This is a genomic window from Halarchaeum nitratireducens, assembly GCF_014647155.1.
Taxonomy (GTDB): Archaea; Halobacteriota; Halobacteria; order Halobacteriales; family Halobacteriaceae; genus Halarchaeum; species Halarchaeum nitratireducens.
The window spans coordinates 341,516-358,332 of sequence record NZ_BMOQ01000001.1; the positions used below are offsets into that span (position 1 = coordinate 341,516).

The 16,817-nt window shown below is 69.5% G+C and carries 17 protein-coding genes and 1 tRNA gene; 7 read left to right on the forward strand and 11 right to left on the reverse strand.

Annotated features, from left to right (window positions below):
- Nucleotides 1–51 precede the first annotated feature (51 nt).
- A complete protein-coding gene (locus tag IEX91_RS01785) occupies nucleotides 52–867 on the forward strand; it encodes a hypothetical protein (protein WP_188876772.1) in 816 nt (271 codons plus the stop codon).
- On the opposite strand, the gene IEX91_RS01790 is transcribed toward IEX91_RS01785, so the two are convergent.
- The 4 genes from IEX91_RS01790 to IEX91_RS01805 are packed head-to-tail and all read right to left on the reverse strand — an operon-like array spanning nucleotide 864 to nucleotide 4,130.
- Nucleotides 864–1,829 carry an amino acid ABC transporter permease gene (locus IEX91_RS01790; protein WP_188876773.1) on the reverse strand — a complete coding sequence of 322 codons (966 nt, stop codon included), beginning with the start codon at nucleotides 1,827–1,829 and terminating at the stop codon, nucleotides 864–866. The two genes, IEX91_RS01785 and IEX91_RS01790, sit on opposite strands and share 4 nt — an antisense overlap.
- Nucleotides 1,830–2,591: an amino acid ABC transporter ATP-binding protein gene (locus tag IEX91_RS01795; RefSeq protein ID WP_188876775.1), complete on the reverse strand. Its 762-nt coding sequence runs from the start codon at nucleotides 2,589–2,591 to the stop codon at nucleotides 1,830–1,832. It abuts the gene before it with no gap.
- The gene (locus tag IEX91_RS01800; RefSeq protein ID WP_188876776.1) at nucleotides 2,588–3,274 is read right to left on the reverse strand and encodes an amino acid ABC transporter permease; all 687 of its coding nucleotides are present in this window, start codon (nucleotides 3,272–3,274) and stop codon (nucleotides 2,588–2,590) included. Before IEX91_RS01800 ends, IEX91_RS01795 begins: the two co-directional genes overlap by 4 nt.
- A gap of 4 nt (nucleotides 3,275–3,278) precedes the next feature.
- A complete protein-coding gene (locus IEX91_RS01805; protein WP_188876777.1) occupies nucleotides 3,279–4,130 on the reverse strand; it encodes a transporter substrate-binding domain-containing protein in 852 nt (283 codons plus the stop codon).
- A 157-nt stretch (nucleotides 4,131–4,287) separates the two neighbouring features.
- Here IEX91_RS01805 and IEX91_RS01810 point away from each other — a divergent pair, with 157 nt between their 5' ends.
- Nucleotides 4,288–6,549 (forward strand): NADP-dependent malic enzyme, encoded by a 2,262-nt coding sequence (locus tag IEX91_RS01810; protein ID WP_188876778.1) that lies wholly within the window; start codon nucleotides 4,288–4,290, stop codon nucleotides 6,547–6,549.
- 63 nt (nucleotides 6,550–6,612) lie between these two features.
- On the opposite strand, the gene IEX91_RS01815 is transcribed toward IEX91_RS01810, so the two are convergent.
- On the reverse strand, nucleotides 6,613–7,233 hold the full coding sequence (locus IEX91_RS01815; protein WP_188876779.1) for a ribonuclease H: 621 nt from the start codon (nucleotides 7,231–7,233) through the stop codon (nucleotides 6,613–6,615).
- A gap of 81 nt (nucleotides 7,234–7,314) precedes the next feature.
- On the opposite strand from IEX91_RS01815, the gene IEX91_RS01820 reads away from it, so the two are divergent.
- Both IEX91_RS01820 and IEX91_RS01825 read left to right on the forward strand, forming a co-directional pair.
- Nucleotides 7,315–7,827, forward strand: coding sequence for a CBS domain-containing protein (locus IEX91_RS01820; protein WP_188876780.1), 513 nt, complete (start codon nucleotides 7,315–7,317; stop codon nucleotides 7,825–7,827).
- 72 nt (nucleotides 7,828–7,899) lie between these two features.
- On the forward strand, nucleotides 7,900–8,850 hold the full coding sequence (locus tag IEX91_RS01825; RefSeq protein WP_188876781.1) for a DMT family transporter: 951 nt from the start codon (nucleotides 7,900–7,902) through the stop codon (nucleotides 8,848–8,850).
- 38 nt (nucleotides 8,851–8,888) lie between these two features.
- Here the strand turns inward: IEX91_RS01825 and IEX91_RS01830 are convergent, their stop codons facing one another.
- A complete protein-coding gene (locus IEX91_RS01830; protein ID WP_188876782.1) occupies nucleotides 8,889–9,131 on the reverse strand; it encodes a hypothetical protein in 243 nt (80 codons plus the stop codon).
- Nucleotides 9,132–9,365: 234 nt separating this feature from the next.
- Between IEX91_RS01830 and IEX91_RS01835 the strand changes: the two genes are divergently transcribed.
- Complete coding sequence (locus IEX91_RS01835) at nucleotides 9,366–9,791, forward strand: hypothetical protein (RefSeq protein WP_188876783.1); 426 nt, start codon at nucleotides 9,366–9,368, stop codon at nucleotides 9,789–9,791.
- Between the two features lie 248 nt (nucleotides 9,792–10,039).
- Here IEX91_RS01835 and IEX91_RS01840 read toward each other — a convergent pair whose 3' ends face one another.
- Together IEX91_RS01840 and IEX91_RS01845 are read right to left on the reverse strand one after the other, a co-directional pair.
- Nucleotides 10,040–10,186, reverse strand: coding sequence for a hypothetical protein (locus IEX91_RS01840; protein WP_188876784.1), 147 nt, complete (start codon nucleotides 10,184–10,186; stop codon nucleotides 10,040–10,042).
- 189 nt (nucleotides 10,187–10,375) lie between these two features.
- Nucleotides 10,376–10,528, reverse strand: a tRNA-Met gene (locus IEX91_RS01845).
- Between the two features lie 114 nt (nucleotides 10,529–10,642).
- On the opposite strand from IEX91_RS01845, the gene IEX91_RS01850 reads away from it, so the two are divergent.
- On the forward strand, nucleotides 10,643–11,884 hold the full coding sequence (locus IEX91_RS01850; RefSeq protein ID WP_188876785.1) for a DUF7115 domain-containing protein: 1,242 nt from the start codon (nucleotides 10,643–10,645) through the stop codon (nucleotides 11,882–11,884).
- Here the strand turns inward: IEX91_RS01850 and IEX91_RS16690 are convergent.
- Nucleotides 11,868–12,530: a DUF5830 family protein gene (locus IEX91_RS16690; protein ID WP_407647936.1), complete on the reverse strand. Its 663-nt coding sequence runs from the start codon at nucleotides 12,528–12,530 to the stop codon at nucleotides 11,868–11,870. The genes IEX91_RS01850 and IEX91_RS16690 overlap by 17 nt on opposite strands.
- 84 nt (nucleotides 12,531–12,614) lie before the next feature.
- Here IEX91_RS16690 and IEX91_RS01860 point away from each other — a divergent pair, with 84 nt between their 5' ends.
- A complete protein-coding gene (locus IEX91_RS01860; RefSeq protein ID WP_188876786.1) occupies nucleotides 12,615–13,256 on the forward strand; it encodes a TVP38/TMEM64 family protein in 642 nt (213 codons plus the stop codon).
- 24 nt (nucleotides 13,257–13,280) lie between these two features.
- Here the strand turns inward: IEX91_RS01860 and IEX91_RS01865 are convergent, their stop codons facing one another.
- Nucleotides 13,281–13,436 carry an HVO_2523 family zinc finger protein gene (locus IEX91_RS01865; protein ID WP_188876787.1) on the reverse strand — a complete coding sequence of 52 codons (156 nt, stop codon included), beginning with the start codon at nucleotides 13,434–13,436 and terminating at the stop codon, nucleotides 13,281–13,283.
- Nucleotides 13,437–13,571: 135 nt separating this feature from the next.
- Entirely contained in the window at nucleotides 13,572–16,727 is a 3,156-nt protein-coding gene (locus IEX91_RS01870; protein WP_188876788.1) for an adenosylcobalamin-dependent ribonucleoside-diphosphate reductase, read from the reverse strand.
- Between the last annotated feature and the right edge of the window lie 90 nt (nucleotides 16,728–16,817).

Here is a 16,817-nt window from a genome sequence, read left to right on the forward strand (position 1 = left end):
CGCCACTGGGTGCTAGAAACCTTCATCCGACTGATCGGTGTCGGTGCGCGTATGCCCGCTCGCCGGACCGTCTTCGCCGTCGTCCTCGTCGTGTTCGCGCTCGCCGTCGGCGGCGCGGCCGTCCTCTTCTGGAACTTCACGCAACCCGTCGAGGAGTCGTACACGCACGAGTACGAGTACCGCGCGAGCGTCACGCCGAACGCGACGCTCACGAACGCGACCCTCTACCTCCCCGTGCCCGCCGAGGCGAACGGGACGCGGGTCGGCGCGGCGGTCGTCGACCCCCGGAGCGTCCCGAACGCCAGCGTCACGCGCGACGCGACCCTCTCTTACGCGCTCGTTGACACCCCAGCGGGCCCGATGCTCGCCGTCGACGCCGCCCGCATCCCCGCGAAGACGCGCACCGCTCCCGACCCGACGCCGCTCCCGACGAGCGACGGTCCGGCGAGCGACGGCCCGACGACGACCGCCGACCCCGCGCCCGCCCCCGGAAACCACAGCGTCACCGACCCCTACACGGTGACCGTGACGCTCCGCACGAACCACCCCATCGACACGCGCTCGCCCGTCGGCGACGAACCGGTGCTCGTCCCGCGGCGGAACGCCGTCGAGGTGTCCTGTGACGACCCCGGCGCGGGCGACGCCACCTGTCGGAACGTCGAGAGCGCCGTCTACGCCGACTACGACGCGCCGGCGAACGCCAGCGTCGAGGTGTTCGTCTCGCTCACCGGCTCGAACTGGTGGTTCGCCGGCGGCTGGACGGGCAACGAGTACCACCAGTACGGGAGCGTCGATCTGACCGGCTCGCAGGACGGGTGGGCGTCGATGAACGTCACCGAACGCGTCGGCTTCGGGACGTACCGCTAGCGCCCGGCGTCGCTGCTGCCGACGCCCGGGATCGCGACTTCGGCCTCCACCTTCGACATCCCGTAGGATGCGGTGACGACGAGCACGAGGTAGAAACCGGCCGCGAGGACGTAGGCGTTCGTGTACGCGAACGTCTCCGAGCCGATCGAGTCCGCCTGTGTGAATATCTCCGGGACGGTGATGAACATCGCGAGCGAGCTGTACTTGATGAGATAGACGAGCTCGTTCGTCCACGACGGGATCGCGTACCGAAGCGCCTGCGGGAGGACGACGTAACGGATACCGCCGAGTTTGTCGAGGCCGACGGCGCGCGCCGCCGTCAGCTGGCCGGGGTCGACGCTCTCCACCGAGCCCCGGATGTACTCCGCCTGATAGGCCGAGGAGTTGATGACGAAGCCGATGATGGCGATCCAGACCGCCTGCGCGGGGACGATGCCCTGCCCGACGCCCGGCACCTCTCGGATGAACTTCGAGAGGAACGGCGCGCCGTAGTAGAGCAAGAAGAGCTGCGCGACGAGCGGTGTGCCGCGAATGAGCTCGATGTAGACGAACGCGACATACTTGGTGACGCGGCCGTAGACGCGCGCCGCCGCGAGCGGCACCGCGACGACGAGCCCGACGAGGGTGCTGATGACCGTCAGGACGACGGTGAGCCACGCCGCGACGGCGAGCTGTGGGCCGTACTGGCTCGCGAATCCCACCATCCCGACCGCCCAGCCGACGAGGTCGAAGCCGGTCGCGACGAGCGGGACGCCGTCCCCGACGGCGCCGAGCGTCGCGCCGAGCGACTCGGTCGCCGTGGCGAACGACTGTGGGACGAGCGGCTCCGTCGGTCCGACGACGACGCCGCCGAGCCACGAGTTCAGCCACCGGAAGCAGAGCCAGAGCCAGATCGCGCCGCCGATGGCGTACGTGAGGCCGCGCTCTAAGTCGGCGTGGCGGCGTTCGCGCTCCGCGGACATCTACGACTCCGACCCGCCGCCGTGCAGTTCGGTGAGCCGGCGGAGGAACTGCTCGGTGCGTTCGTGTCGCGGGTCCGTGAACAGCCGCTCGGGGTCGCCGTGCTCGACGAGACGGCCGTCTTCGAGGAACATGATGTCCGTCGCGACCTGCCGGGCGAACCCCATCTCGTGGGTGACGCAGAGCATCGTCATCCCCTCGTCGGCGAGCTCGCGCATCACGCCGAGGACCTCGCCGATGAGCTCGGGGTCGAGCGCGGACGTCGGCTCGTCGAAGAGCATGAGCTTCGGGTCCATCGCGAGCGCGCGAGCGATGCCGACGCGCTGTTTCTGCCCGCCGGAGAGCTCCGCCGGGTAGGAGTCGGCTTGGTCCGCGAGACCGACGCGTTCGAGCTCGTCGAGCGCGCGATCGTTCGCCTCCGCCTTCGACTTCCCGAGGACGCGACGCGGGCCGAGCGCGACGTTCTCCCGCGCGCTGAGGTGCGCGAAGAGGTTGAAGTCCTGGAAGACCATCCCGACCTGCCGGCGCAACTCGTTGACGTCCATCGCCATGACGTCCTCGCCGTCGAGGCTGATCGTCCCCCCCTCGAACTCGGTGAGGCGGTTCACGCACCGGAGGAGCGTGGACTTCCCGGAGCCGCTCGGGCCGATGAGCACCTGCACGTCCTGTGCGTCCATCGTGAAGTCGATGCCGTCGAGGACGAGCTCGTCGCCGTAGCTCTTCTGGAGGTCCTCGACGGTGAGGAGGTGGTCGTTCCGGCTCACTGTGAGGCACCCCCGTCCGGGACGCCGAAGGCGTCGTCCACGTAGTCGAGGACTCGGTTCCCGACCAGCGTCAACGCGAGGTAGACGGCGGCCGCCGTCACGAACAACTCGGGCGTCGCGGTCGTCTGCTGCGGGATGAGGTTGTACATCTGGTAGAAGATCTCCGTGTAGCTGATCGCGAACGCGATGCTGGTGTCCTTGAGGACGATCGTGTACTCGTTCTGGAAGCCGGGGACGAAGCGTCGGAGCCCCTGCGGGATCATCACATGCCGGATGGCGCCGAGCTTCGAGAGGCCGACGGCGCGCGCGGCCTCCATCTGGCCGCGGTCGATGGACTGGAGCGCCCCCCGGAACACCTGCGCTTGGTAGGCGGCGCTCCGGACGCCGAGCGCGGCCGTCGCGGCGACGAACGCCGGCGAGAGCCCGAGCCCGAAGTACGTGATGAACATGATGACGAGGATCGGCGTCCCGCGAACGGCGACGCCGGCCTTCCGGGCGAGCCACGCGCTCCGCCGCCCGCCGTACACTTCGAGCGCGCCGAGCGGGACGCCGACGAGGAATCCCGCGAGGAGCGCGGTCCCGGTGAGTCGGACGGCGGGCCAGACGCCCCGGAGGAGCGTGCCGAGGTTCTGCCAGACGTACGTCCAGTCGGCCGTGGCGAGCGACAGCGCGGCGGCGGTCATGGGGTTACTCGCTCGTCGTCGTGGTGCCGCCGGAGGCGAACCACTTCTCGGTCAGGTCGGCGTACGTGCCGTCGTCTCGGACGGCCTGCAGGCCGCTGTTGAGCGCGGATTCGAGGTCCCCGTCGTTCTGGCGGACGCCGAAGCCGTACTGCTCACCGGTGTCGACGGTCGCGGAGACGACGACGTCGCGGTTGTCGACGAACGTCTCGGCGACGGGCGTGTCGATGACGACGACGTCGATGTTGCCGTTCTCGAGGTCGGAGACTGCGAGCGGGTACTTCGGGTAGGCGTTGTAGTTCGACTGCTTCAGCGTTCCCTCGTCGATGAGGTCCTGAATGAGGCTCTCGCCGGTCGTCCCGGACTGTGCGCCGACCGTGTGACCGGCGAGGTCTTCGAGCGACTGCGGCTGGAAGCTCGACCCCTCGCGGACGAGGAGCGCTTGGTTCGCGTCCCAGTAGGGGTTCGTGAACCCGATGGACTCCTTGCGCTTCTCCGTGATCGTCATCCCGGCGGCGATGGTGTCGATCTTGTCCGTGGTCAGCGCCTGGATGAGCGAGCCGAACTCGTACTGCTCCCAGCGCTGGAGGGTGTATCCGTCCGCCCGCTCGACGACGGCCTCGAGGAGGTCGACGTCGAAGCCGACGAGCTCGCCGTCCTGCATCATCTCGAACGGCTGGAAGCCGGGGGCGGTGCCGGCGACGATCTGCGTCTGCTGCGTGCCGGACGTCGTGCTCCCGGTCGTCGTACTCTCGGTCGTCGTGCCTCCGCTGTCGCTCCCGCCGGTCGACGTACAGCCGGCGAGGGTGAGCGCCGCGCCGCTCGCGCCGAGCGCTTCGAGGTAACTCCGTCTGTCCATGTCCACGCGATCGGTCGGGGTCTACATAAATTGCGGCAACTCCGGCGGCGAGTCGTTCGACGCCCGACACGCACCAGCGGCGGGTATTCGACGAACGACGAATGCCTGTATCGACGCAGTCCATAGGTTTTTGGCCCGCCGCGTCGGCGTAGTGGACATGGGATTGGACGAAGACGCGTTGGAGTACCACGAGCGCGAACCGGCGGGGAAGGTGGCGATCTCGACGACGAAGCCGACGAACACGCAGCGCGACCTCTCGCTGGCGTACTCGCCGGGGGTCGCCGCGCCCTGTCGGAAGATCGACGCCGACGAGACCGACGCCTACCGGTACACGGCGAAGGGGAACCTGGTGGGCGTGGTGTCGAACGGGTCGGCGGTGCTCGGCTTGGGCGACATCGGCGCACAGGCCTCAAAGCCGGTCATGGAGGGGAAGGGCGTCCTCTTCAAGCGCTTCGCGGACATCGACGTCTTCGACGTCGAACTCGATCAGACCGATGTTGACGCCTTCGTCGCCTCCGTCGCCGCCATGGAACCAACCTTCGGCGGCATCAACCTCGAAGACATCAAAGCCCCGGAGTGCTTCGAGATCGAGCGACGCCTCCGCGACCAGATGGACATCCCCGTCTTCCACGACGACCAGCACGGCACCGCCATCATCTCCGGTGCCGGACTCCTCAACGCCCTCGACGTCGTCGATAAGGACGTCGAGGACGTCGACATCGCGATCTCGGGCGCGGGGGCCTCCGCGATCGCGTGCGCGAAGTTCTACGTCTCGCTCGGCGCGAAGCGCGAGAACATCACGATGTGCGACTCCACGGGGATCATCACCCAGTCGCGCGCCGACGACGGCGACGTCAACGAGCACAAGGCCGAGTTCGCCCGCGACGTCCCCGACGGCGACCTCGCGGACGCGATGGCCGACGCGGACGTGTTCATCGGCCTCTCCGCGCCCGACATCGTCTCTCCGGAGATGGTGCGCTCGATGGCCAACGACCCGATCATCTTCGCCATGGCGAACCCGGACCCGGAGATCGGCTACGAGGAGGCGAAGAACGCCCGCGACGACACCGTCATCATGGGGACGGGGCGCTCGGACCACCCGAACCAGGTGAACAACGTCTTGGGGTTCCCGTTCATCTTCCGGGGCGCGCTCGACGTGCGGGCCACGGAGATCAACGAGGCGATGAAGGTGGCCTGCGCGGAGGCGCTGGCGGATCTCGCGCGGGAGGACGTGCCGGATCAGGTCGTGAAGGCCTACGGCGACCAGCCCCTCCAGTTCGGCCCCGAGTACATCATCCCGAAGCCGGTCGATCCGCGTGTGCTCTTCGAGGTCGCGCCCGCCGTCGCCGACGCCGCCATGGAGTCCGGCGTCGCCCGAACGGACCTCGATCTCTCGGCGTACCGCGAGCGTCTGGAGGCGCGTCTCGGGAAGTCCCGCGAGATGATGCGCGTCGTCCTCAACAAGGCCAAGAGCGACCCGAAGCGCGTCGCCCTCGGCGAGGGCGACGACGAGAAGATGATCCGAGCGGCCTCCCAGATGGTCGAGGAGGGGGTCGCCGACCCCGTCCTCATCGGCGACCGGGAGACGATCGACGCGACGATCGCGGACCTCGGCCTCGACTTCGACCCCGAGGTCGTCGACCCCGAGGCGGCCGATTACGAGGCGTACGCCGATCGCCTTCACGAACTCCGCAAGCGCGACGGTCTCACGCGGAGCGAGGCGACCGAGCTCGTCGAGCGCGATCCGAACTACCTCGGGAGCGTGATGGTGGAACAGGGGGACGCGGACGCCCTCCTCACCGGCCTCACCCACCACTATCCCTCGGCGCTCCGACCGCCCCTGCAGGTCATCGGTACCGCCCCCGACGCCGAGCACGTCGCCGGCGTCTACATGCTGACGTTCAAGAACCGCGTGCTCTTCTGCGCCGACACCACGGTCAACACCGCGCCCGACGCGGACGTCCTCGCTGAGATCGCGGAGCACGTCGCCGCGCTCGCCCGCCGCTTCAACGTCGAACCGCGCGTGGCGATGCTCTCCTACTCGGACTTCGGCAGCGTCGAGACCGAGGGGACCGAGAAGGTCGCAGAGGCCGCCGCGGCGCTGCGCGACGATCCGAGCGTGGACTTCCAGGTGGACGGCGAGATGCAGGCAGACACCGCCGTCGTCGAGGACATCCTCGCGGACACGTACGATTTCGCCGAGCTGGACGGGCCCGCGAACTGCCTCGTCTTCCCGAACCTCGAAGCCGGTAACATCGGCTACAAGCTCCTCCAGCGACTCGGCGGCGCGGAGGCCATCGGCCCGATGCTCACCGGCATGGACGAACCCGTCCACGTCATCCAGCGCGGCGACGAGGTCAAGGACATCGTCAACCTCGCCGGAGTGGCGGTCGTGGACGCGCAGGAAGAGGACGACTAACGGTCGCGGTTCGTTCTCATTGATCGGCGCGCGTTCGGCGGACCCCGGTTCGCCCGGGCCCGCCTAATCCCCCGCGTGGCGGTTCGCCCGACTCGGCGGCGGGATCTGTGGCTCCTCGGATTCGACGCCGGGCAGGAGACAGCGGGGCGCTTCGTCGTTGACGTGCGCGTACTCCTCGGGCGCGTTGGCGAGGACGTGCGCGGGGTTCTCGCCGCTCCGCAGGTCGGCCGCGCGCAGTTCGCCGAAGCCCGCGACGCGCGCACGGATCCCGCGCCAGTGGTTCGCCGCTTCCGCCGGCACCGCGGCGTCGCGGACGGGTCGGTACTCCGACCCGCGGCCCGCCAGCACCGCGAGGTTCACGTCGCCGGCGAGGGCGCTGTGGTCGACGAGCACGCCGACGTTCGCGTCCGCGGGCGCGCGGTGCGCGAGCACGTCCAGTCCGAGGTGGAGCGCGCGATACTCCGCGACGTTGTTGTCCGGGGCCGGATCGGGGACGGCGAGGCGCGCGACGCGCTCCCCGCTGGCCGTCTCGATGATGACGCCGAGCCCCCCGCCGTCGCGGGCGAACGACCCGTCCGTCGCCACGTAATACTCCCGGTGGTGGGTCCGCGGGTGGTGGGCGATGTGTGGGGTCGGTGCGTCGTCGAACAGCTCGCGTAACCGTTGCCGGCCCACGGTGGCCATGCGGATGGCTACCCCCCGCGAGGACTTAAACGGTGCGCCGCCCCGCAACTACTACGATCCCCGGCCGCCGACGTGTCCGGTATGGCGCTCACCGCCCGCGACCTGATGACGACGGACGTCGAAACCGTTGCTCCCGACGACGAGATCAGCGAGGTGCTGACGAAGCTCTCCCGGCGCGACTTCACAGGGTTCCCCGTGGTCGATGGCACCGACCTCGTCGGCGTCGTCACCGAACACGACCTCGTCGACATCTTCCAGCCGAGCGGGCGCACCCTCTACGTGCCCTTCGGTCTCCCCCCCTTTCTGGAGAGCCTGACCTACGCCCTCGATCTCTCGTGGGACGAACTCGACGTCGAACTCGACCTCGTGAAGAACGCCGGGCGGCCGATCCGCGAGGTGATGTCGCGTGACGTGCGGACCATCGGCCCGGACGCGCCCATCGACGACGTGCTCGCCGTCCTGGTCGACGAGGACGAGGACGTCAACCGCATCCCGGTCGTCGAGGACGGCGCGCTCGTCGGTATCGTCGCCAGACAGGACGTCCTCGGTGCCATCTACCGCGAGCGGACGGCCGACGCGGCCGACTCCGAGTAACGCTCTCCGTCCCGACGGCCGCGGCCGCGGTCGCATCGAAACGTTGAGTGGTCCGCGACGCCTCCCGCCGCCGTGTCCCGATACCGTGACGCCCTCCTGTTCTGCGCCCTCGCCGTCGCGTGGGGGTCGGCCTTCGTCGCCATCAAGGCCGGCCTCGAACACGTCGCACCGGTCTTCTTCGCGGCGCTCCGCTACGACCTCGCAGCCGTCCTGATGTTCGGGTACGTCGCCGCGCGCGCCGACCGGTGGCGCCCGCGGACGCGCCGCGAGTGGCTCACCGTCGCCGTCGGCGCCGCGCTCCTCATCGCCGCCTATCACGCGTTCCTCTTCGTCGGCGAGGCGCGCCCCGGCGTGACCGCCGCCGCGGCCGCCGTCGTCGTCAGTCTCAGCCCCGTCCTCACGACCGCGTTCGGCCGCGTCGTCCTCCCCGACGATCGGCTCTCCGCGCTCGGCGCTCTCGGGCTCTGCTGTGGGTTCGTCGGCGTCACGATCATCGTCGTCCCTCCGACGGTCGTGACCGCGGGCGACCTCTCCGCGATCCTCGACTCGAACGCTGTCGGCACGCTGCTCGTCCTCTGCGCGACCGCGGCCTTCGCGCTCGGGAGCGTTCTCACCGAGCGCCTCGACACCGGACTGCCGCCCGCGACGATGGAGGCGTGGTCGATGCTCCTCGGCGCGCTCTCGCTCAACGCCGCGAGTCTCGCGCTCGGCGAACCGCAGACGATCCCGCTCACCGTCGACGCGCTCGGCGCGCTCGCGTACCTCTCGGTCGTGGCGAGCGCGTTCGGCTTCCTCCTCTACTTCGATCTCCACGAGCGCCTCGGCTCGGTGGAGGTGAACCTCGTCTCGTACGCCGCACCGATCGTCGCGGCGCTCGTCGGCTGGTGGCTCCTCGGCGAGTCCCTCGACCTCACGACCGCCCTCGGCTTCCTGATCGTCTTCGCGGGGTTCTGTCTGCTCAAGCGCCGCGCGCTCTACGCGGAAGTCACGCGACTCGATGGCCGCGGTCGGCGCGCGGACTGAGCACCATACGAGTCGGTCCGGAGAACGAGAGACGGGAGCTAGTCGGCGTGGTACTCGCGGCCGACGACGAGCGAGACGACGTGGAGGGCGATCAGTAGCGCGAACGCGTATCGCGTCCCGGTCGTCTGCAGGCCGCTGACGACGAGCGGGACGTAGAGGAAGGGGAGGGCGATGGCGCTCCAGAAGCCGAGCGCCTCGATCGGTCTGCGGAGGAGGGCGACCCCCTCCGCGTGTTCACCGAGTCGCCGCAGCGGGGTGTCGTGAAGTGGGTGGTTCGACATGGTCGGGCTGACCTCACTTCGAGCGTGGGGCCCCGACTGCATATAGGGGCGCGATGCTTCCGGTCGTTTCACGCTGTCAGGGGGCGTAAACTCATCTCCCGGCGTCGTTTCATGACGGGTGCTACGCCCTCGAAAAAGTTTATCGAGCGATCTGAGGGAGTGACACCGATCCGCCGAGTCACCGGGGCCGCGGGGGCCGGTACTGGTTTCACGGGGCCGCGAGAACCACCGGTCATGAGTGACGGTCTGACCGTCCCGCCGAACTGGACGCGCGACGATCCGGACTGGGAAGAGGACGTCGGGCGAAAGTACGATCCGCGTACCGTCGTCGAGTACGAACACCTCGACCACCCGCTCCGGGTCGTCCTCTCGCCGTCGCGCGTCCCGGCGGACGTCGCCGACGACGAGCGCGGCTATCGGGTCGACGTCCGGTACGGCGACGTCGAGACGGCGATCGAGACGTTCGAACTCGCGGCCGTCCCCTCGCTCTCCGAGGCGCACGGCGTCGCCGCGGACTTCATGCGCCTCTACACCGAGTTCGGCGCGGGCGGCGATCGCGTCGGGCGCGTCGTCGAAGACATCGCGGCCGTCAAGGCCGACGCGTGGGAGTCGGACCACGACGCGCTCGTCGGTGACGTCCACGTGACCGCCCTGTCCTGACCCGCGCTCGTCGGTGACGACTATCGCGCGTCCGGTACCCCGTTCACCCGTACCGAACGTGGTGCTCTGCGTCTCCGCGTCCGCCCACTCCCCGATCGACACCGTCACCGTCTCGTTCGCGTCGGCTCCGGCCACCGAACCGGCGCCCGTGTCCCCCACCGTCGCCGTGGCTGTGGTCGTCGTCGCCGCCTCGGGTGGCGTCGTCTCGGTCGGTGCTGGCGGCGTAGTCGTCGACGTGACCGCGGTCGTCACCGTCGGCTCGGGTGGCGTGGCACTCGCGTCCGTACCTCCGACAGTCGACCGGTCCCGCCGAACAGCGCCGCCCCGCCAACCGCGACGACCACGAGCGCGAGCGCGAGCACGACGCCGACGATCACGCGTCCCCGGATGTCCATACGACGGCCTCCCGGTCCGTGCGCAGTTGTTAGCCGCTCGAAAACGCGGCTCAGACCGCTCTCAGGATGCGAAGTGGGGACGCGACGACGTACAACGCGGGGGAGTGCGGCCGCCACGGACCGCTCCGTTTCGTCCTGGAGCCGCTGGGTTGCGCGGGTGCTCCGTGCGTCGTTGAACCGTGAGTAGAGTGCCCGGGGAGGGGTTCGAACCCTCGGCCTCCGCATGTCCCAGGTTCGAGGCTCGGCGGGCCTCGGGGGACACGCACAGCCACCGAATGGCTGCCGCACCGAATCTCGGAACCCTATGAGTGCGGCGCTATGACCAGACTAAGCCACCCGGGCTCACCCGTCCATAATCGGAGGTCGCGTATTAAAGTTCTCTTTCGACAGCGCACCGCGGTCACACGGCCCACAATACGGCGTCGATTTTATGCTCGGGCGCGCGTACGACGGCGTATGGACGTACCCGCCGCCGTCGCGTCGGCGCTCGATGAGGAGTCGGTCGCCGCCCGCGTACCCCTCCGCGGTGACGACGCGCTGTTCGTCACCCCGACCCGGACGCTCGTCTATCACGCCGACGGCCTGCTCAGCAGCGAGTCCGTCGAGGAGCTCGGCCACGACGCCGAACGCGTCGCCGTCGACGACGGCCGACGGAAGACCACGCTCACCCTCGACTACGGCCTCGACGGCGAGCGCTCCGTCGTCGTCCCCGCGGGCCGCGTCGACGACGTCCTCCATCCCGTTCTCGCGGGCGTGCTGAACGCCGCAGGGGTCACCGACCCCGGCGAATCGGTCTCCCGAACCTACCACTTCAACGAGCTCACGCTCGCCGTTACCGACCGCCGCCTCGTCCGCCACGTCGGCGCGGCCGTCTGGGACGAGGACTACGACGAGATCGATTACGCGGACGTCACGGGGTTCGACACGGAGGAGGGGAGCGTCGCGAGCCAACTCGTCCTCGAAACGACGGGACGCACACAGCGCATCAAAGTGCCGAACGAGCAGTTCCGCGACGTCCGCGAGACGGTCGAGGAGGCGCTCTACGAGTTCCACGGCGTCCCCTCACGCGCCGCGTTCCACGAGGCGATGCGCGAAGAGAGCGCGGACGAAGCGTCCGGTGCGGCCGGCGAGTCCGACGACGCCGACGACGCGGACGCCGCCGTCGCCTTCGCGGACGCCGGCATCGACGCCATCGGCGAGCGACGCGGAGAGCGACGCGACGCGGCCGCGGGCGGGGACCGCCACGCCCCCGAGCGCGACGCGAGCGCGGCCGCCGTCGACGCCGACCGCATCGAGACGACCGCGACGGACGACGCGAATTCGGCGGGCGACCCAGACCCGGCGGACGACACGGGTCCGGCGGACGACGCGAACCCGAGAGTCGATGCGACAGGCGCGACGCCCCGTGACGACGCGACCGCGTCGGAGGCGGAGGCGGGCGATTCGATCGCCGCGGCCGGCGCGTCCGTGACGTCCGACGGAGACGAGACGCCCGAGCGCACCGCGCCGTTCGACAGCGACGCGCTCGTCGCCGAACTCGAAGCCGCCCGGGACGCCATCGCGGACCAGCGCGACCGCGCGGAAGCACAGCGAGACACCCTCGAACGCCAGCGCCGGGCGATCGACGCCCAGCTCGACGCGCTCGACGAGCAACGCGAACGACTTGAGGACGCCCTCGACGCTATTCCCGACCGGTGACCTTCCGGATGCACGACGAGCCGAACGGCCCGATTTCGCCCGCGTCGAGTCGGATGAAATACCCCTCGGAGAGTCCGGTCCCACAGCGCCGACAGGAGAACTCCCCCTCTTTCGTCACGACGTCCGCACCGAAGCGGACGTAGCCGCCGCCCTGGGGGCGGACGGTCGCGCCTTCGCGATCGATGAGCCCGCGCTCCTCCGCGGCCTCGATGATCTCCCGAACGATCCGCGGGTGCGTCGACACCGTTTCGACGCGGTCCATCAGCGCCGCCATCGACAGCTCGTCGTCCTCCAGTCGCTCGATCAGCGCGACGCCGAGCTCGATCGGATCCGGGTCCGCGGGCGGCTCGATCGGGTCTGCGTCCCCGGCCGAGCGTCGACCGTCCCCGGCGGCGCTCTCGTCGCGTCCGCTGTCGCGCTCGTCGGAGCTATCGCGCTCGTCGTCGAGCCTCCGCTCCCTCTCGCCCTCGTCTCCGCCGTCGCTCGCCGCGTGCCCGCGCGTCTCACCGCTCTCGTCTCCCGTCGCGTCGTCCGCGCGAAACCGCGGGTCGCTCAGCGAGGTCTCAGCGCTGTCCGGCTCCCGTGCGTCGCCGTCCTCGTCGCTCGCGGGCTGTTCGGTCGCGTGCCCCGAGTCCTCTCGCGTCACTACGCCACCCTGCGGTCGCCGACCACATAGCGCCTGCGGACGGGAGAAGAAGACCTATTCCCGCCGCTCGCGTAGCCGCGGATCGTGCCTCCGAGTCAGCGCGCGCGCGCCGTCGCCGTCGTCGCCGTCGCGCTCGTCGCCACCGCCGCCCTCCTCGTGTCGCCGGCGGCGGCGCTCGACCGCGTGCACGCGCTCCTCACGAGCCCGTGGTTTCCCCTCCTTCTCGTCGCTCTCTACGCGCTTCGCCCCCTCTTCGCGTGGCCGATAACGGTCCTCTCCGCGCTCTGTGGCTATCGATACGGCCTCGTCCTCGGCCTCCCGATCGCGCTCTGTGGCGCCGTCGCCACGAGCCTCCTCCCGTACTACGCGGGGCGTCGGGTCCCGACCGACGGCGGCGGCCTCCTCGGACGGCTCACCGCGGGAAGCACGGCGTACTTCGAGCGCGCCGGCGGCGTGCGGGGCGTCGCGGCCGCCCGTCTCGTCCCCACGCCCGCGGAGGCCGTCTCCGGTGCGGCGGGTGCCGGCGGCGTTCCCGTCCGCGCGTTCGCGCTCGGGACGCTCCTCGGCGAACTCCCGTGGACCGTCGCCGCCGTCGTCACCGGCACCGGCCTCGATCGCTTCGTCGTCTCGGCCGTCGAGGTCGACCCCCGCCTCGTCGCCGGGATCGCGGCCGTCGGCGTGCTCGCCGTCGTCGGGCCCGCGTACGCGTGGTGGCGCGAGCGCTGACCCGTGTCGGGACGCCGACGCGGGTCAGCGCGTCCAGAAGGTGTCCCCGCAGTCGTAGACGACGCCGTGGCTCGGGCAGACGTACTTGCAGTGGCGCTTGTACAGCGCCCGGTCGCACATCGGGCACGGCCGTCCGCTGGCCTCCGCCGCGTCGCTCGCCTCGCCCCCGGCGTCGCTCATACGCGACACTCGCGGCTCGGAGGCAAGAGCGTTACGCGTGTGCCGACGGAACCCGGTGCGAGCGAGGACGCGAGCGGAGACGGACGGAGGAGAGGAGAACCGTGAACGTGCGGACCGACTCAGCGTCGCGTCAGCTTACGAGCACTCCGACCAGCCACACGACTGGCAGGTCTTGCAGCCCTCGGAGTAGTAGAGGTCCATCGCGCCGCAGTCGGGACACTCGGGGCTCTCGCCGGCCGCGAGGAGGTCCGCGGTCGCGTCGTCGTCGGCCGTGCCGGACTCGGCGGGCTCGCCGACGTCTGCGTTCGGGGAGACGGCGTCGCCGACGTCGACGTCGGCGCTCGCCGCGCCCGCGCCGTCCGTCTCGACGCTCGCGGCGTCATCCTCAGCGAGCTCGGTCAGGTTCTGCTGTTTGGGCACCTGCTTGTCGATCTCGCCGTCGAGGTAGCGGCGCATCGCCGTGCCGATCGCGTCCGGGATGGAGTTGATCTGCTCGCCCTTGTCCCACGCGACCTTCGGGCTGCGGATGCCCTGGAGCTCGCTCGCGATCTCGTCGGGGTCCACGCCGGCGCGCAGCGCCGTCGAGACCGTCTTCGCGAGCGATTCCGTGAAGGAGGCCGTGAAGCCGCCCGAGTTGCCGATGTTGGCGAAGAGCTCGAACGGCCGGCCGTTCTCGTCCTCGTTGATGTTCACGTAGAGCTTCCCGTAGCCCGTGTCGATGCGCTGGGTGACGCCGTAGAGGACGTCCGGGCGCGGGCGCTTCTGGGCGCCCTCCGGGGCGACGTCGATCTCGACGAGCTCGTCGACGTCGTCGCCGACCGCCGCGCGGACCTCCTCGTTGTCGAGGAAGCCCTCGAGGTCGCCGAACGTCTCGCGGATGCTGTCCAGCATCGCCTCGGCGGCCTCGTCCTCCTCCATGTCGCTGAACTCGGTGTTGTCGGCGCGCGTCGTGAGGACCTGCTTCGAGCGCGTCCCGTCGCGGTAGACGGTGACGCCCTTTCCGCCGTGCTCGTAGATGTACTCGTACACCTCGCGCATGTCCTCGACGGACGCGGAGTTCGGGAAGTTACACGTCTTCGAGATGGCGGAGTCGACGCCGTCCTGACACGCGCACTGGACCGCGGCGTGCTGGATGCCCGTGAGGTCGGCGGTGACGACGAAGAGCTCGCCGATGGCGTCCGGGACGGTGGAGAGCCCGGAGACGCCGTCGAACTCGTTGTTCGCCATCTGCGCCTGGGCCTCTTCTTTCACCGCGTCCACGTCGACGTCGTTGGCCTCCAGCGTCCGGAGGAAGTAGTCGTCGAACTCGACGAGCATCTCGTCGCCCTGCACGTCGTCGCTGACGTTCTTGTAGTAGGCGACGTTGTAGATCGGTTCACAGCCGCCGGTGGTGTTGCCGACCATCGAGGTCGTGCCCGTCGGCGCGATCGTCGTCGTGTTGTGGTTGCGGATCGCGTACCCGTCCGCGTACGCCTCGGGATCCTCGCCCGTGTGGTGCTCGAACCACTCGGCGTACTCCGTCGGGTTCGCGTACTTCGAGTTGTCCCACTCGTCGAAGGAGCCGCGCTCCTCGGCGAGCTCGTGGGAGGCGGTCTTCGAGCCGTGGTTGATGTGTTGCATCACCTGACTCGCCACCTCGTTCGCGGGCTCGTCGCCGTAGCGCATCCCGAGTTGGACGTAGAGCTGTGCGAGACCCATGATGCCGAGGCCGATCTTGCGCATCTCGGAGACCTTCTCCTCGATCTCCGGGACGGGGAAGTCCGACATCGTGACGACGTTCTCCAAAAAGCGCGTGCCGGTCTCGATGCGGTAGTCGAACTCCTCGACGTCGAGGGCCTCGTCGAGGAAGCGCGAGATGCCCTCGTCGAGGCTGTCGTACTCGTGTTCCTCGCTCCAGACGCGCCAGTCCGGCGCGTCGTCGGCGACGATCGTCGAGAGGTTGATGTGCCCGAGGTTACAGGCCTCGTACTCCTCGAGGGGCTGCTCCCCACAGGGGTTCGTGGCGAGCATCTCGTGTTCGGGGTGTTCCTCGACGTCGAAGGAGTGCTCGGTGTTCGCGCGATCGAGGTAGACGACGCCCGGCTCGCCGTTCTCGTGGGCGCCCTCGACGATGCGCTCCCAGATGAGCTCCGCGGGGATGGAGAACTCCTCGCCGACGTCGACGTACTCGCCGAGGTCGTAGCGCGCGTACATCTCCTTCGTCTCCGCGGTGGCGATGTGCGGCTCGCCCGTCCGCGGGTTCGTGAAGGTGAACTCCTCGCCGTTCTCGAGGGCGTCCATGAAGTCGTCGGAGACGCCGACGGAGATGTTGAAGTTCGAGAGGTGCCCCTCGACGGCGTTCCGGAGATGCTTTGGCACCTTTCCGTCCTCGTCGATGAGGTCGCGGGCCTCCTCCAGGGCCTCGCTGAACGTCGTGTACGTGTAGTCGTCGGGGTCGTTGAGCTTCAGGCAGTGGGCCAGCGAGACGTCTTTGTTCTTCGAGTGGATGAACTCGATGACGTCCGGGTGGCTGATGCGCATGACGCCCATCTGCGCGCCGCGGCGCGCGCCGCCCTGCGCGATGGTCTCGCACATCTGGTCGAACGTCTCCATGAACGTCATCGGACCGGAGGCGATCCCGCCGGTGGAGCCGACGGGGTCGCCGAAGGGACGCAGCTGCCAGAAGGCGTACCCCATCCCGCCGCCAGACTGGAAGACCTCCGCGGCCTCCTTGGCGGTCTGGTGGATGTCGGTCAGATCGTCGGCGGGCGAGTCGACGAAACACGCCGAGAGCTGCTGGAGCTCGTCGCCCGCGTTCATCAGCGTGGGCGAGTTCGGCATGAAGGCGAGCCGGCTCATCAGCTCCTCGAAGCGCTCCGCCGTGTCCTCGACGTGCGCGCGGACGTCGTCGGGGAGCTCGGGGACGACCGTCTCGTAGGCGAACTTGTTGACGTTCTCCTCGGTGAGGTCGATCTCGACGTCGTCGTCGACGGCGACGTCATCGCCGAAGACCTCCGCGACGAGCTCGTCGCGTCGCGGGTGACCCGGTTTCACCTGATCGGGCGTGACGGTCACGTCGACGCCCTGCTTTTCGGCCTCGAAGACGGCCTCGGCGAGCGCGATGTTCCGCGCGACCCGCGGGAAGAGGTCCTCTTGGTCCTCGATGAGGTCGCCGTCGGCGTTCTGGCGGAGATAGCGCGCCGGCAGGATGTTGTTGTACGCGTTCTCGGTCATCCGCTCGGCGAGCGTGTCGCCGTCGACGCGCTTTATCGGCAGGGTGATCTCGTCCGCGCCGATGTCGTTCGAGCTCATGCGTCGCGCCTCCGTGCTGTTCGGGACGTACAGGTGGGTTTCGGGCTCATAGGTATGGGGTGGTAAGAGGTCGTTCGAGACGACCCATCG

Coding starts and splice junctions, on each gene's coding strand:
- IEX91_RS01800 (WP_188876776.1), bottom strand. CDS start 3,274: ATGACCGCCGCCGCGCTGTCGCTCGCCACGGCCGACTGGACGTACGTC.
- IEX91_RS01865 (WP_188876787.1), bottom strand. CDS start 13,436: ATGAGCGACGCCGGGGGCGAGGCGAGCGACGCGGCGGAGGCCAGCGGA.
- IEX91_RS01785 (WP_188876772.1), top strand. CDS start 52: ATGCCCGCTCGCCGGACCGTCTTCGCCGTCGTCCTCGTCGTGTTCGCG.
- IEX91_RS01830 (WP_188876782.1), bottom strand. CDS start 9,131: ATGTCGAACCACCCACTTCACGACACCCCGCTGCGGCGACTCGGTGAA.
- IEX91_RS01840 (WP_188876784.1), bottom strand. CDS start 10,186: ATGGACATCCGGGGACGCGTGATCGTCGGCGTCGTGCTCGCGCTCGCG.
- IEX91_RS01820 (WP_188876780.1), top strand. CDS start 7,315: ATGGCGCTCACCGCCCGCGACCTGATGACGACGGACGTCGAAACCGTT.
- IEX91_RS01790 (WP_188876773.1), bottom strand. CDS start 1,829: ATGTCCGCGGAGCGCGAACGCCGCCACGCCGACTTAGAGCGCGGCCTC.
- IEX91_RS01815 (WP_188876779.1), bottom strand. CDS start 7,233: ATGGCCACCGTGGGCCGGCAACGGTTACGCGAGCTGTTCGACGACGCA.
- IEX91_RS01810 (WP_188876778.1), top strand. CDS start 4,288: ATGGGATTGGACGAAGACGCGTTGGAGTACCACGAGCGCGAACCGGCG.
- IEX91_RS01870 (WP_188876788.1), bottom strand. CDS start 16,727: ATGAGCTCGAACGACATCGGCGCGGACGAGATCACCCTGCCGATAAAG.
- IEX91_RS01850 (WP_188876785.1), top strand. CDS start 10,643: ATGGACGTACCCGCCGCCGTCGCGTCGGCGCTCGATGAGGAGTCGGTC.
- IEX91_RS01805 (WP_188876777.1), bottom strand. CDS start 4,130: ATGGACAGACGGAGTTACCTCGAAGCGCTCGGCGCGAGCGGCGCGGCG.
- IEX91_RS01835 (WP_188876783.1), top strand. CDS start 9,366: ATGAGTGACGGTCTGACCGTCCCGCCGAACTGGACGCGCGACGATCCG.